The organism is Kitasatospora sp. NPDC058063 (genome assembly GCF_042885395.1).
Lineage (GTDB): Bacteria > Actinomycetota > Actinomycetes > Streptomycetales > Streptomycetaceae > Kitasatospora > Kitasatospora lactacystinica.
The window spans coordinates 1-13,989 of the sequence record NZ_JBHVSD010000003.1; the positions used below are offsets into that span (position 1 = coordinate 1).

The 13,989-nt window shown below is 71.0% G+C and carries 12 protein-coding genes and 2 rRNA genes; 13 read left to right on the forward strand and 1 reads right to left on the reverse strand.

Annotated features, from left to right (window positions below):
• The 13 genes from ACFVUY_RS06605 to ACFVUY_RS06665 all read left to right on the forward strand — a co-directional run.
• Positions 1-93, forward strand: a 23S ribosomal RNA gene (locus ACFVUY_RS06605); the annotation flags it as partial.
• A gap of 81 nt (positions 94-174) precedes the next feature.
• A 5S ribosomal RNA gene (gene rrf, locus ACFVUY_RS06610) occupies positions 175-291 on the forward strand.
• A 99-nt stretch (positions 292-390) separates the two neighbouring features.
• Positions 391-1,011, forward strand: a complete 621-nt coding sequence (locus tag ACFVUY_RS06615) for a CDP-alcohol phosphatidyltransferase family protein (protein WP_359915003.1) — start codon at positions 391-393, stop codon at positions 1,009-1,011.
• A 124-nt stretch (positions 1,012-1,135) separates the two neighbouring features.
• Positions 1,136-3,631: a sugar phosphate nucleotidyltransferase gene (locus ACFVUY_RS06620; protein ID WP_387688284.1), complete on the forward strand. Its 2,496-nt coding sequence runs from the start codon at positions 1,136-1,138 to the stop codon at positions 3,629-3,631.
• A 191-nt stretch (positions 3,632-3,822) separates the two neighbouring features.
• Positions 3,823-4,911 carry a DUF881 domain-containing protein gene (locus ACFVUY_RS06625; protein ID WP_387727837.1) on the forward strand — a complete coding sequence of 363 codons (1,089 nt, stop codon included), beginning with the start codon at positions 3,823-3,825 and terminating at the stop codon, positions 4,909-4,911.
• A complete protein-coding gene (locus ACFVUY_RS06630; RefSeq protein ID WP_030062488.1) occupies positions 4,908-5,240 on the forward strand; it encodes a small basic family protein in 333 nt (110 codons plus the stop codon). Before ACFVUY_RS06625 ends, ACFVUY_RS06630 begins: the two co-directional genes overlap by 4 nt.
• A gap of 328 nt (positions 5,241-5,568) precedes the next feature.
• Complete coding sequence (locus ACFVUY_RS06635) at positions 5,569-6,462, forward strand: DUF881 domain-containing protein (RefSeq protein ID WP_387728208.1); 894 nt, start codon at positions 5,569-5,571, stop codon at positions 6,460-6,462.
• 229 nt (positions 6,463-6,691) lie between these two features.
• Positions 6,692-7,573 (forward strand): FHA domain-containing protein, encoded by an 882-nt coding sequence (locus ACFVUY_RS06640; RefSeq protein WP_359915009.1) that lies wholly within the window; start codon positions 6,692-6,694, stop codon positions 7,571-7,573.
• A 179-nt stretch (positions 7,574-7,752) separates the two neighbouring features.
• Positions 7,753-8,448 (forward strand): MerR family transcriptional regulator, encoded by a 696-nt coding sequence (locus ACFVUY_RS06645; protein ID WP_359915026.1) that lies wholly within the window; start codon positions 7,753-7,755, stop codon positions 8,446-8,448.
• Positions 8,449-8,545: 97 nt separating this feature from the next.
• Positions 8,546-9,022, forward strand: a complete 477-nt coding sequence (locus ACFVUY_RS06650) for a bifunctional nuclease family protein (RefSeq protein WP_224276619.1) — start codon at positions 8,546-8,548, stop codon at positions 9,020-9,022.
• 223 nt (positions 9,023-9,245) lie between these two features.
• Positions 9,246-9,890: a MerR family transcriptional regulator gene (locus ACFVUY_RS06655; RefSeq protein ID WP_359915012.1), complete on the forward strand. Its 645-nt coding sequence runs from the start codon at positions 9,246-9,248 to the stop codon at positions 9,888-9,890.
• Between the two features lie 94 nt (positions 9,891-9,984).
• A complete protein-coding gene (locus ACFVUY_RS06660) occupies positions 9,985-10,707 on the forward strand; it encodes a vancomycin high temperature exclusion protein (protein WP_387727839.1) in 723 nt (240 codons plus the stop codon).
• Positions 10,708-10,773: 66 nt separating this feature from the next.
• Entirely contained in the window at positions 10,774-12,189 is a 1,416-nt protein-coding gene (locus tag ACFVUY_RS06665; RefSeq protein WP_380548855.1) for a DNA polymerase IV, read from the forward strand.
• A 141-nt stretch (positions 12,190-12,330) separates the two neighbouring features.
• On the opposite strand, the gene ACFVUY_RS06670 is transcribed toward ACFVUY_RS06665, so the two are convergent.
• Entirely contained in the window at positions 12,331-13,827 is a 1,497-nt protein-coding gene (locus ACFVUY_RS06670; protein WP_387727842.1) for an MFS transporter, read from the reverse strand.
• Between the last annotated feature and the right edge of the window lie 162 nt (positions 13,828-13,989).

Sequence of the window (13,989 nt, forward strand, 5' to 3'; positions counted from 1 at the left end):
GGCTCCCAGTAGACGACTGGGTTGATAGGCCGGATATGGAAGCCCTGTGAGGGGTGGAGTTGACCGGTACTAATAGGCCGAGGGCTTGTCCTCAGTTGCTCGCGTCCACTGTGTTGTTCTGAAACAACGACCCGCCCGAATTTTGTCGGGTGTGCGGTGACAGTTTCATAGTGTTTCGGTGGTCATAGCGTGAGGGAAACGCCCGGTTACATTCCGAACCCGGAAGCTAAGCCTTACAGCGCCGATGGTACTGCAGGGGGGACCCTGTGGGAGAGTAGGACGCCGCCGAACAATTATTCTAGAGAAGCCCCCGCCGGGTGAACCGGTCGGGGGCTTCTCTGTTGTAGGGTCAACATGCAATTGTCGTCATACGGGACAGGAGGCCCCCGGGTGGAGGTCCAGGAGACGCGGGTCCAGACCGATCGCGTCCTCACCATCCCCAACATGCTGAGCATGGGCCGGCTGGTCGGTGTTCCGCTCTTTCTCTGGCTCATCCTGTGGCCGGTGTTCGACGGGCCCAACAATGACGGTTGGGCGCTGTTGATCCTGATGCTGAGCGGGATCAGCGACTACCTGGACGGGAAGCTCGCCCGGCGGTGGGGGCAGATCAGCCGGGTGGGGCAGCTGCTCGATCCGCTGGCCGACCGGCTCTATGTGCTGTCCACGCTGGTCGGATTGACCTGGCGTGAGATTCTGCCGTGGTGGCTCACCGCGATCCTGTTGGCCCGTGAGGTATTCATCGCCGCGCTGCTGCCGATTCTGAACCGGCACGGCTACGGACCGCTCCAGGTGAGTTTCCTGGGCAAGGCGGCGACCTTCAATCTGATGTACGCCTTTCCGCTTCTGCTGCTCGGCAGTGTGGACAGCTGGATCGCCCGGCCGGCCGAGGTGGTGAGCTGGGCGTTCATCTGGTGGGGGACGACACTGTACTGGTGGGCCGCGATTCTTTACGCGGTTCAGGCTCGGCGGATCGTCCGGGCGAGCACCGCGGGCTCCGCGTCCACAGTCTGAGACGTGATCTGAGAGAAGCCCCACGCCTCATCGGTGCGTCGGACGATACCTTCCGGGTAGAGAACCTTCTGGAACGCTTTGATGGACCTGTTGGTCCACCACCGCGAAGGAGGACGCACCCGTAATGAAAGCCGTTGTAATGGCAGGGGGCGAGGGCACCCGACTCCGCCCGATGACCTCCAGCATGCCGAAGCCGCTGCTTCCGGTCGCCAATAGGCCGATCATGGAGCACGTGCTTCGGCTGCTGAAGCGGCACGGCCTCTCCGACACCGTCGTCACCGTGCAGTTCCTGGCGTCGCTGGTCAAGAACTATTTCGGTGACGGCGAAGAGCTGGGCATGCATCTGACCTATGCCCACGAGGAGACGCCACTGGGCACTGCGGGGAGTGTCAAGAACGCCGAGGACGCGCTCAAGGACGATTCCTTTCTGGTGATCTCCGGTGACGCGCTGACCGACTTCGATCTCTCGGAATTGATCGACTTTCACCGCAGCAAGAACGCGCTGGTCACCGTCTGTCTCACGAGAGTGCCGAATCCACTGGAGTTCGGCATCACGATCACGGACGACGAGGGGAGGGTCGAGCGGTTCCTGGAGAAGCCGACCTGGGGGCAGGTCTTCTCCGACACGGTGAACACCGGTATCTACGTGATGGAGCCCGAGGTCTTCGACTACGTGGCGGCGGGTGAGTCCGTCGACTGGTCGAGTGACGTCTTCCCGCAGCTGTTGAAGGAGGGCAAGCGGGTCTACGGCTACGTCGCCGAGGGCTACTGGGAGGACGTGGGCACCCACGAGAGCTACGGCAAGGCCCAGGCCGACGTCCTGGAGGGCAAGGTCGACGTCGAGCTGGACGGATTCGAGATCTCCCCGGGCGTCTGGGTCGCCGAGGGTGCCGAGGTGGATCCGGAGGCGGTGCTGCGCGGGCCGCTGTACATCGGGGACTACGCCAAGGTCGAGGCCGGGGTGGAGATCCGCGAGCACACCGTGCTGGGCAGCAACGTGGTCGTCAAGCGCGGCGCGTTCCTGCACAAGGCGGTGGTGCACGACAACGTCTACGTCGGGCCGCAGAGCAACCTGCGGGGCTGCGTGGTCGGCAAGAACACCGATGTGATGCGGGCCGCGCGGATCGAGGACGGCGCGGTGATCGGGGACGAGTGCCTGGTCGGCGAGGAGTCGATCATCGGGGCGAACGTCCGGGTCTACCCGTTCAAGACCATCGAGGCCGGCGCCGTCGTCAACACCTCGGTGATCTGGGAGTCGCGCGGCCAGGAGCACCTGTTCGGGGTGCGCGGCGTCTCGGGCATCCTGAACGTCGAGATCACCCCGGAGCTGGCCGTGCGGCTGGCGGGGGCGTACGCGACGACGCTGAAGAAGGGCGCCACCGTCACCATCGCGCGTGACCACTCGCGTGGTGCGCGTGCGCTCAAACGGGCGATGATCTCGGGGCTCCAGACCTCCGCGATCGACGTCCGCGACCTGGAGAACGTGCCCATGCCGGTGGCCCGGCAGCACACGGCCCGGGGGAGCGCCGGCGGGATCTTCCTGCGGACCACGCCGGGTGTGCCGGACTCGCTGGACATCCTCTTCTTCGACGAGCGCGGGGCGGACCTCTCGCAGGCGGGCCAGCGCAAGCTGGACCGGGTCTACGCACGTCAGGAGTACCGGCGGGCGTTCCCGGGGGAGATCGGGGACCTGACCTTCCCGTCCAGCGTCTTCGACTCCTACGCGGGCAACCTACTGCGGACGGTGGACACCACCGGGGTCCGGGAGGCCGGGCTGAAGGTGGTGGTGGACACCGCGCACGGCAGCGCGGGCCTGGTTCTGCCGAGCATCCTCGGCCGGCTCGGGGTGGAGGCGCTGACCGTCTCCACCGGGCTGGACGAGGCCAGGCCGACGGAGGACGCGGAGGAGCGCAGGGCCGGGCTGGCCAGGCTGGGCGAGCTGGTCGCCTCCTCGCGGGCGGCCTTCGGCGTCCGGTTCGATCCGGTGGGCGAGCGCGTCGCGTTCGTGGACGAGCTCGGCCGGGTGATCGACGACGACCGGGCGCTGCTGGTGTTGTTGGACCTGGTCGCGGCCGAGCGGCGGAGCGGGCAGGTGGCACTGCCGGTGACCACGACCCGGATCGCCGAGCAGGTCGCGGCGTACCACGGCACCCAGGTCATCTGGACCACGACGACGCCGGACGACCTCGCGAAGGCGGCCTCCGCCGAGGGCACGGTGTTCGGCGGGGACGGGCGCGGCGGTTTCGTGGTGCCCGAGTTCAGCGGGGTGCTGGACGGCGCCGCGGCGTTCGTCCGGCTGGTCGGCCTGGTGGCGCGGACCCAGCTCACGCTGAGCCAGATCGACGCGCGGATTCCGCAGGCGCACATCCGGCGCCGGGACATCGCGACGCCGTGGGCGGCCAAGGGCATGGTCATGCGCTCGGTGGTGGAGGCGGCCGGCAGCCGTCGGCTGGACACCACCGACGGCGTCCGGGTGGTCGAGGCCGACGGGCGGTGGACGCTGGTGCTGCCGGACCCGGCCGAGGCGGTCACCCACCTGTGGGCGGAGGGCCCGGACGACGAGGCCACCGAGGCGCTGCTGGACGAGTGGGCGGCCGTGGTCGACGGAGCGGGGCGGTGAGCGTCCGGGGTTGAGCACTGCCTGAGGCTCGGAACTGCCTCGAACGGCGGGGCGCGCGGTGTGATCCGTGCGCCCCGCTGTCCGTTTTCACACTATTCGGAACAATCCGTCACTTTCCGTCATGTGTGCAGCGTGTGTGCAGCTCAGGGGCCGTGCACGGGGCCCGTCGGCGGCGTGGGACGATGGTCTCCATGCCAGCGACGCCGACACCGAGTGCCCCGAACGGACGGTACAACCGTCCGGACGCCTCGATGTCCTTGCTGACCAATGTGATGGACCACAGCCTCGACGAGGGCTATGCGGAGGCGGCCGCCGCGCGCGGCGGAGCCCGCGACAGCCGGATACCCGGCACCTGGCAGGGGCTGCTCACGCTCGGCGCCGGGCTGGCGCTGGTCGGCGGGGTGGTGACGGTGGGCGCGGTGAACGCCCACAAGGCCGAGCCGTCGCTGGCCAAGGAGCGGGACGCGCTGATCCACCGGATCAACGACAGCAACACCTCGGCCGACCAGTTGCAGAAGCAGGTGCAGGAGCTGCGGCTCAAGGTCGACAGCACCCAGCAGCAGGCGCTCGCCTCGGGGGACGGCGATCCCGGCGGGCTGAGCGGGGCCGTGGGCCTCGGCCCGGTCGCCGGGCCGGGCCTGAAGCTGGTCCTGGAGGACGCCACGGGCACGGGCGCCGGCGGCAACGTCGACCCGCGGGCCGGGCAGGGCTTCTCCAACAGCGGACGGCTGCGGGACCGTGACCTGCAGCTGGTGGTGAACGGCCTCTGGGGATCCGGGGCCGAGGCGATCGCGATCAACGGCCAGCGGCTGACCGCGCTGTCCGCGATCCGGGCCGCCGGCGAGGCGGTGCTGGTGGACAACCGGCCGCTGGTGCCGCCGTACAGCATCCAGGCGGTCGGGGACGGCCCGAAGCTCCTCACCGCCTTCGAGAAGGACATGGCCGGGCAGTACCTGCGGCTGCTCCAGGAGCAGTACGGCATCAAGTCGACGCTCTCCGTGCAGAAGAACCTGACACTGCCGGCGGCGGTGGGGGTGACGCTGCGGACCGCGCAGCCGGTGACGCCCGAGACCTCGCCCGCGGCCTCCCCGACGACTCCGGGCGGTACGCCGCCGACCGGAGCCGGAACCCAGGAGAGCCCCGCCGCGTCCGTCTCACCATCGGCCCCGTCCTCCGCATCGGCCTCCTCGGCCGGGCCCGGCGGCACTCCCACCACCAAGCGGCGTCCGTCGACCGGACCCACCAAGACCACGACAGGGACAGGAGCAGCCAGACCGTGATTGCCGTACTGGGTCTTGTGATCGGGGTGGTCGTCGGCCTCTTCGTCCAACCCGAGGTGCCGGACGCCGTCGTGCCCTACCTGCCGATCGCGGTGGTGGCGGCGCTGGACGCCGTGTTCGGCGGTGTCCGGGCGATGCTCGACGGGATCTTCAACGACAAGGTGTTCATCGTCTCGTTCCTGTCGAACGTGGTGGTCGCGGCGCTGATCGTCTTCCTCGGTGACCAGCTGGGGGTCGGCTCGCAGCTGTCCACCGGTGTGGTCGTCGTCCTCGGCATCCGCATCTTCTCCAACGCGGCCGCGATCCGGCGCCATGTCTTCCGTGCCTGAGCCGCGCCGCGAGGAGGCGGTGGCGCAGGAGCCGGAGGCCGCGGCGGTCGGTCCGGCCGCCGGGAAGCCGGGCGGGGAACCTCGGGAGGCCGTCGGTGTCAAGGCGGCTGTGAAGCCCGCGGAGAAGGCCGTGGGCGCCCCCGGGCCGGAGGCGGAGGGGGAGTCCGGTCCGGAAGGCTCGGAGGACCCGGCCGTGGCCGCCGGGGCGGCCGGGGGGACCGCCGCCGAGGAGGCCCCGGAGGAGAAGTCTGACGCTAAGGCTGAGCTTGAGGCCGATCCGGCGCCCGCGCCGACGCTGCGGCTCACGAAGGTCGTCGGGCCGGCACCCGTGGCCGGGACGAAAGCCGGGACGAAGCCGGAGGCGAAGGCCGGGCCCGTCGCCGAGGCGAAGTCCGAGCCGGTACCCGCACCTGGCGCCGAGCCCAAGTCCGAGGTCGAGTCCGAGCCCGAGGTCGAGCCGGAAGCGGCGCCCGAGCCCGAGCCCGCTTCGGACCGGGACACCGGCCGGCGGCGGCTGAAGGCGGCGCTCTGGCCGCCGCGGCTGTCGCGCGGGCAGCTGGTGGTGGCGCTGCTGCTGTTCTCGCTCGGCCTGGGGCTGGCGATCCAGGTGCGGTCGACCAACGACCACCACAGCCAGCTGCGCGGGGCCCGTCAGGAGGACCTGGTGCGGATCCTCGACGAACTGGACAGCCGTCAGCAGCGTCTCCAGCAGGAGAAGGCGGAGCTGGAGCAGTCCCTGGCGAAGTTGGAGAACAGCTCCAACCAGGCCAAGGAGGCCCAGGAGCAGACCAGGAAGAAGGTGACGGAGCTCGGTGTGCTCGCCGGTACCGTCAAAGCCACTGGTCCGGGCATCGTACTCACGGTCGATGATCCCCAAGGGCAGGTGAAGGCAGATATGCTGCTGGACACCCTGCAAGAACTTCGAGCGGCGGGGGCGGAGGCGATTCAGATCAACGACGTGCGCGTGGTGGTCAACACCTACTTCACCGATGTGTCGGGCGGTGGAGTGCAGATCGACGGGAAGAAGGTCTCGCAGCCCTACCGCTTCACGGTCGTGGGGAACCCGCAGGATCTGACACCCGCGCTGAACATCCCGGGAGGTGTCGTCCGCACGCTGGAGAGCAACCAGGCGCGGGCGACGATCGCCCAGCAGCAGAAGGTGGTCGTCGACGCCCTCGTGGACGCGAAGTCGCCGCAGTACGCCAAGCCGGCTCCGAAGTGACGGGGCGCTCGACGAACGGCCCGTCAAGGGCGGGCGGCACCCGCCGGGGGACGCCGCCGTCACATGGGCGAGACTGGTTCGCACCAGTACGCTCCGGAGCAACAACCGCAGTACCGACCGCCGGGGTACCGCTCCGGCGATCCCGAGCCGCAACGACCGGGCTCGCAGCATGTCCGAGGTTCTCACCCTGCCCCGCGGGCGGGTCTGTCACACGCAAGGGGATTCGCCCGTGAGTTTCTTCTCGAAGTTGTTCGGTCGCAACAAGGGCCGTGACGCGGCCGCCGTCGAGGCGCCCACCGCGCGTCACCGCCGACCGGAGGACGAGCCCGCAGTGCCGGGCATGCGTCCGGCCCCCGAGGCCGCGCCGTACGCAGGTCAGCAGCTGTACCGGGACGGCGGCGCCGCCCAGTACGCGGGGAATCCGGCGGGCTACGGCGCGTCGGTTGACCCCTCCGGCGAGCCGCGCATAGGTTTCCCGTCAGGACCCTCAACCTCTGGTGGAGGGTTTGCCCCGGATCCGTACGCCGGGCACAACCCGTCGGGTGTGCCGCGCCAGGAGGCTGTGAACATGGCTGGCCCCACTCCGTGCCCCAGGTGCGGCAACCAGAACCCGGCCTCGGCCCGGTTCTGTTCCAACTGCGGCACGGCGCTGCGCGGCGGCCTGCTCCCGGAGGGGGCGGCGGAGACCACGTCGACCATCTCCATCTCCGGCCTGGAGTCGTACGACCCCACCACCACGACCGGCACCGGTGCCACGCCGGCCCTGTCGGCCGAGGTGCTGTCGGCGATCGACGCGCTGCCGCCGGGCTCGGCCCTGCTGATCGTGCAGCGCGGTCCGAACTCCGGCAGCCGCTTCCTGCTGGACTCGGACATCACCACGGCGGGTCGTCACCCGCAGGGTGACATCTTCCTGGACGACGTCACGGTCTCGCGCCGCCACGTGGAGTTCCGCCGCACCCCGGCCGGCTTCAGCGTCGCGGACGTGGGCAGCCTCAACGGCACCTACGTGAACCGGGAGCGGATCGACGAGGTGTCGTTGAACAACGGCGACGAGGTGCAGATCGGGAAGTACCGGCTGGTGTTCTTCGCCGGCCACAACCGGGGGTACTGAAAGCGACGTCGGCAGGAGCCCGAGTGAATACGAATACCCCTTCCTCTTCTCTCGGGGCGGCCACCCCCATCCCGTCCGGTCCGCAGGCGGACCGCGGCGGGCGCGGGGTGGTCGCGGGCCCGCGGCAGCCGCTCCGGAGCGAGCGGCCCGCCGGGCGGCGGCGCGGTGGTGACGAACTGCTGAGCATCGGCGCGGTGCTGGCCTTCCTGCGCGACGACTTCCCCGAGGTCACCATCTCCAAGATCCGCTTCCTGGAGGCGGAGGGGCTGGTCGAGCCGCAGCGCACGCCCTCGGGGTACCGCAAGTTCAGCCCGGCCGACGTCGAGCGGCTGGCCTACGTCCTGCGCATGCAGCGGGACCACTACCTGCCGCTGCGGGTGATCCGGGAGCACCTGGACGCGATCGAGCGCGGCGAGAACCCTCCCGCGCTGCCCTCCGCCGCCGACACCCGGCCCGGGCCGCTGGAGGAGGCGGACCGGGAGCTGGTGGCCGCCGGCGAGGTGCCCTCCGGCGTCCGGCTGGGGCGTGCCGAACTGCTCGCGGCGGCCGAGGCTGGGGAACCCGAGCTGGCCGAGTGGGAGTCCTACGGGCTGGTCGCCGCGGGCCCGGACGGAGGCTACGACGGCGAGGCGCTCCAGGTGGCCCGACTGGTCGCGGAGCTCGGCCGGTACGGCCTGGAGCCCCGGCACCTGCGCGCCATGAAGGCCGCGGCGGACCGCGAGATCGCGCTGGTGGAGCAGGTGGTGGCGCCGCTGCGCCGGCACCGGAACCCGCAGACCAGGGCGCACGCGGAGGCCACCGCCCGGGAACTCGCGACCCTGTCGGTGCGGCTGCACGCGGCGATGGTCCAGGCCGGTCTGCGGTCCCGCGGATAGCGGCCGTGGTATTCCGGCGGCACCGGCTGCACCGCGCTGACCAGCGGCGTCGGCTCTGCGCTTTCATATCCGGGAGCGGAGCCATAGGGTTGCGTGTGTGAATGAGCTCGACGTCGTGGGTGTCCGAGTGGAGATGCCTTCCAACCAGCCGATCGTGCTGCTGCGGGAGGTCGGGGGCGATCGCTACCTGCCGATCTGGATCGGCCCCGGCGAGGCGACCGCGATCGCCTTCGCCCAGCAGGGCATGACGCCGGTGCGCCCGTTGACGCACGACCTCTTCAAGGACGTCCTGGAGGCGCTCGGCCAGCAGCTCACCGAGGTCCGGATCACCGACCTGCGGGAGGGCGTGTTCTACGCCGAGCTGGTCTTCTCCGGCGGGGTCGAGGTGAGCGCCCGGCCGTCCGACGCCATAGCGCTGGCGCTGCGCACCGGCACGCCGATCTACGGGAGCGAGGAGGTGCTCGCCGAGGCGGGCATCGCGATCCCGGACGAGCAGGAGGACGAGGTCGAGAAGTTCCGCGAGTTCCTCGACCAGGTGTCGCCCGAGGACTTCGGGGGCAGCGGTCCGCAGTAGCGGGGACCGGCCGTGCGGCCATGTGGCCGACCGTTTTGCCAAAAACCGTCCATCTACCCACACTAGGGGCACGAAAAACCACTCTCCTGAGTGATGTGGTTTGTCTGACCCGGCGTGGCGATCGTTGACGGGTCATAGGGGACTGCCTACCGTCAGGAGTGGCTGTCCGGGTGGCCGATGCCCGCAGTCGGGTTGCCCGCAGCACAAGTGGACGGAGGCAGGCATGAGCAGCACCGGCGATGACGCGGCCGTGGGAGGCCGGTGCGCCGTGCACATGCCGCGCACCGCTCGCACCGTCACGGATCTCCCCCGGATGGGCAGGTTCCCGGCCGTACAACCGGGCCAGCCGGCCATCGAGCGGCTGGCCCCGACGTCCGACCTGCTCGGCTTCCGCGGCCCGACGGCCTGCGCGGCGGCCGGCATCACCTACCGCCAGCTGGACTACTGGGCCCGCACCGGACTGCTGGAGCCCAGCGTCCGCACCGCGTACCCGTCGACCAGCCAGCGGCTCTACAGCTTCCGCGACATCCTGCTGCTGAAGATCGTGAAGCGGCTGCTCGACGCGGGTGTCTCGCTGCAGAACATCCGGGTGGCGGTCGCCCACCTCCAGGCCGCCGACCAGGCCGACCTGGCCGGGCTGACGCTGATGTGCGACGGCGCGACGGTGTACGAGTGCACCACGCCGCAGCAGGTGGTGGACCTGCTGAAGGGCGGTCAAGGAGTCTTCGGCATCGCGGTGGGAGCGGTCTGGCGGGAGCTGGAGCTCACCCTCGGCCGGCTGCACGCCGAGCGCACCGACACCGGCGAGACCCTGGTCGGGCACGACCCGGCCGACGAGCTGGCCCAGCGGCGCAACCGGGCGGTCTGAGCAGGCGTTCGACGGGGCCGCGGGCCCGGACGGGGAACCGTTCGGACCCGCGGCCTCGTCGTGTTGCCTGGTTGACGGGATCGAGGGAGGGCACGTGGAGGTCGGCACCGGGATATCGGGGCTGCTGCGGCGCAGGGCCGGGCTGCTGAGGACGCGGCTGCGGCAGCGGCGGACGCAGCGCAGGGTGTTCCAGGTCGGAACGGTGCTCTGCTCGCTCGCGCTGGCGCCGAGCGCCTGGGTGTGGTTCGCCGCCGGGGACCGGGTGGGCACGGTGGAGAGCGCACCTTCCGCGCCGGTCGCCGTGGTCTTCGGCGCCGGGCTGTACCAGGGCAAGCCCTCCGCGTACCTGGAGCACCGGCTGGTCGCGGCGGTGGACCTGTACCGGGAGGGGAAGGTGCAGGCGATCCTGGTGACCGGGGACAACGGGCGGATCGAGTACGACGAGCCCGACGCGATGTACACCTACCTGACCGAGCACGGGGTGCCCGAGGACCGGGTGGTCCGCGACTACGCGGGCTTCGACACCTGGGACTCCTGCACCCGGGCGCGCCGGATCTTCGGGGTGGACCACGCGGTGCTGGTCAGCCAGGACTTCCACGTCCGCCGGGCGCTGGCCCTGTGCGAGGCGGCGGGCATCCGCTCCTACGCCGTCGGCGTGCCGGAACTGCACGACGCGACCTGGCTGTACGGCGGGCTGCGGGAGGTCGCCGGGGCGGGCAAGGCCGCGGCCAACGCCTGGCTGCGGCCGGACCCGCTGTTCCTGGGGCCCCAGGAGGACGGCATCCCGAAGGCGCTGGCGGAGGCGGCGAAGCGGTAGCCCCCGGGCGCGGGCCGTCCGGCCGGGTTCGCACGCACTGTCGGACCCGTACGCGATGATCGGCGGGTGCGATCTCTGCCGAGCATCATCCACCTCGACATGGACGCCTTCTTCGCGGCGGTGGAGCAGGCGGCCAAGCCGAGCCTGCGCGGCAAGCCGGTGGTCGTCGGCGGGCTCGGCGGACGCGGGGTGGTCTCCACGGCCTCGTACGAGGCACGCAGGTTCGGGGTGCATTCGGCGATGCCGATGGCGCAGGCGCGCCGGCTCTGCCCCAACGCCGCCTTCCTGTCGGGGCGGTTCGAGGCCTACCGGCAGAACAGCGAGATCGTGATGGGGCTGCTGCGGCAGCTCTCCCCACTGGTGCAGCCGCTCAGCCTGGACGAGGCCTTCGTGGACCTGGAGGCCGGTCCGTACGGACCGGCGCTGCTGGAGGCGGACCACGAGACCGGCGAGCGGCTGGTGCTGGCGCTGGCGGAGGACCTGCGGGCGGACATCCAGCGGCTGACCGGGCTGACCGGATCGGTCGGGGCGGCCGGGTCCAAGCTGATGGCCAAGATCGCCTCCGAGCAGGCCAAACCGGACGGGCTGGTGATGGTCGAGCCCGGGCAGGAGCGGGCCGTGCTCGGCCCGATGCCGGTGCGGGCGCTGCCCGGGATCGGGCCGGCCACCGAGCAGGTGCTGCGCCGGGCCGGGCTGAACACGGTGGCCGACCTCGCGGAGGCGGGGGAGGCGGAGCTGGTGCAGCTGGTCGGGCGGGCGCACGGCGCGGGGATCTTCCAGATGTCCACGGGGCTGGACGAACGGCCGGTGATCGCCGACCAGGACGCCAAGTCCGTGTCGGTGGAGGACACCTACGAGGTGGACCTGGCCGACCGGGAGCGGGTGCTGCGCGAGGTGGAGGCGCTGGCCGGGCGGTGCGTGCGGCGGCTGCGGGCGGCCGGGCGCTCCGGGCGGACGGTGGTGCTCAAGGTCCGGCGGTTCGACTTCTCGACGCTGACCCGCTCGGAGACGCTGGGCGGGCCCACCGACGACGAGACGGTGATCACCGCGACCGCGCGCCGGCTGGCCGAGCAGGTCGACATCACCGGCGGGGTCCGGCTGCTCGGCGTGGGTGTCGCCCAACTCGCCGACTACACCCAGGAGGACCTGTTCGCCCAGGCGCTGCGGGAGGAGGCCGCGGAGCACGCGGAGGCGGCGGCCGAGACCGAGGAGGCCGCGGAGGAGCCGGAGGCCGTCGTGGTGCGGCGCTGGATGCCCGGGCAGGACGTCCGGCACGCGGAGTACGGACCGGGCTGGGTGCAGGGCAGCGGCGTCGGGAGGGTCACCGTACGGTTCGAGACGCCGTGGAGCGAGCGCGGGCGGGTGCGGACCTTCGCGGTGGACGACCCGGCGCTCGAACCCTCCCGGCCGCTGCCGCTGCGCCGGGACGAGGGGGCGGACGGGGCGCCGGACGAGGGCGGCGGTCCGGCGGAGGGCGCCTGAAACGCGAAGCGGCCCCACCCGGTGGGGGAGTACCGGGTGGGGCCGATCACCGTGCCGGACCCCGTACGTTCGTGATGCCCTCGCGACGTACGGAGGCCGGGCCCCGTGCCCTGTCCCTGAGCGCGGGGGCCGGACGCCCTGTCAGGCGTCGGTCTTGACCAGCTCGGGGCTGGAGTCCTGCTGGGCCGCGCTGCCGGCGACCGTCGCGGTGGCGGCCGCGGTGCCGCCGCGGATCAGGAACGGGACGATGCCGGCGACGGCGCAGATGACGGCCGCCGTCCAGAACGCGTGCTTGTAGGCGTCCAGGGTGGGCAGGGAGAGCGGGATCTGCGGCGGCAGCTTCATGGTGTCGCCGGTCAGGATGGCGGCCATGACGGCGGTGCCGATCGCGCCACCGACCGTGCGCAGCACGGAGTTCATGCCGTTGGCGATGCCGCTCTGCTCGACCGGGACGGCGCCGTTGATGTAGGCCGGCATCGCGGCGAAGGCGAGGCCGACGCCGAGACCGAAGATCGCCGAGGCGGTGTAGATGTCGCCCTCGTGCCCGTGGCGCACGGCCAGGTAGGCCATCGCGACGGCGCCGAGGACGCCACCGAGGACCAGCGGCAGACGCGGGCCGCGACGGGCGATCAGCAGGGCACCGACCGGGGCGGCGACCATCGAGCCGATCGCGGACGGCAGCAGCAGCAGGCCGGCGTGCAGCACGCTGGCGGTGAAGCCGTAGTGGGTCAGCTTCTCCGGGGTCTGGGCGAAGTTGCTGATGACCATGAAGGAGCCGTACATGCCGAAGCCGATGAGCAGGCCGGCCACGTTGGTGAAGGCGACGGCCGGACGGGCCATCATCTTCATGTCCACGAGCGGGTGCGCGACCTTGGTCTCGATGATCCCCCAGACCAGGGCGACCACGGCGGCGACGGCGAACAGGCCGAGCGTCTTGTTGGAGGTCCAGCCCCAGTGGTTGCCCTGGCTGACCGCGACCAGCAGCGCGGAGAGCCAGCCGGCCAGGGTGAGGGCGCCGAGCGGGTCGGCGCCGCCCTCCTTGTCGGTGACCGGGTCGGTCGGGACGCGGAAGGCGACCAGGGCGATCGCGATCAGGCCGAAGACCAGGCCCATCCAGAAGATCGACTTGTAGTCCCAGTGCTCCAGCAGGAGGCCGGTGGCGACCAGGCCGAGGCCGGAGCCGACGCCCATCGAGGCGCTGATGGCGGCGACGCCGCCGGTCACCTTCCGCTTGGGCAGCTCGTCCCGGACGATGCTGATCGCCAGCGGCAGGACGCCACCGCCGGCGCCCTGGAGGACGCGGGCGACGACCAGCCAGGTGAAGGAGTGGGTGCTGACCGCCAGCGCCGAACCGGCGACCAGGCCGGCCAGCGAGATCAGCAGCATCGGCTTGCGGCCCCGGAGGTCGCCGAAGCGGCCCAGGAGGGGAGTCAGCACGGCTGCGGAGAGCAGGTTGGCGGTCATCAGCCAGGTGATGCTGGAGGCGGAGACGCTCAGTTCCTTGGCCAGCGAGGGCAGGATCGGGACGACCGCGGTCTGCACCACGCTGAACGACAGCATCGCCAGGATGAGGGCCGGCAGGACCCGGGCGCTGCTCTGCTTCTCGGCCGCGGTGGTGGGCTGTGGTGCCTCACTCACGGTTGCTTCCTCCCGTACATAGTGAATGAACTGAAGTAACCATGCAGGGAGATACTTCAGAGTGTCAAATATCGAGCGGTTAAGCTTTGGCAAAGACGAACGGTCGGGTACGCGACAAGGGCCGTTCGGGCGCGCGACCAGGGCCCCGGACGGTGTCCGGGG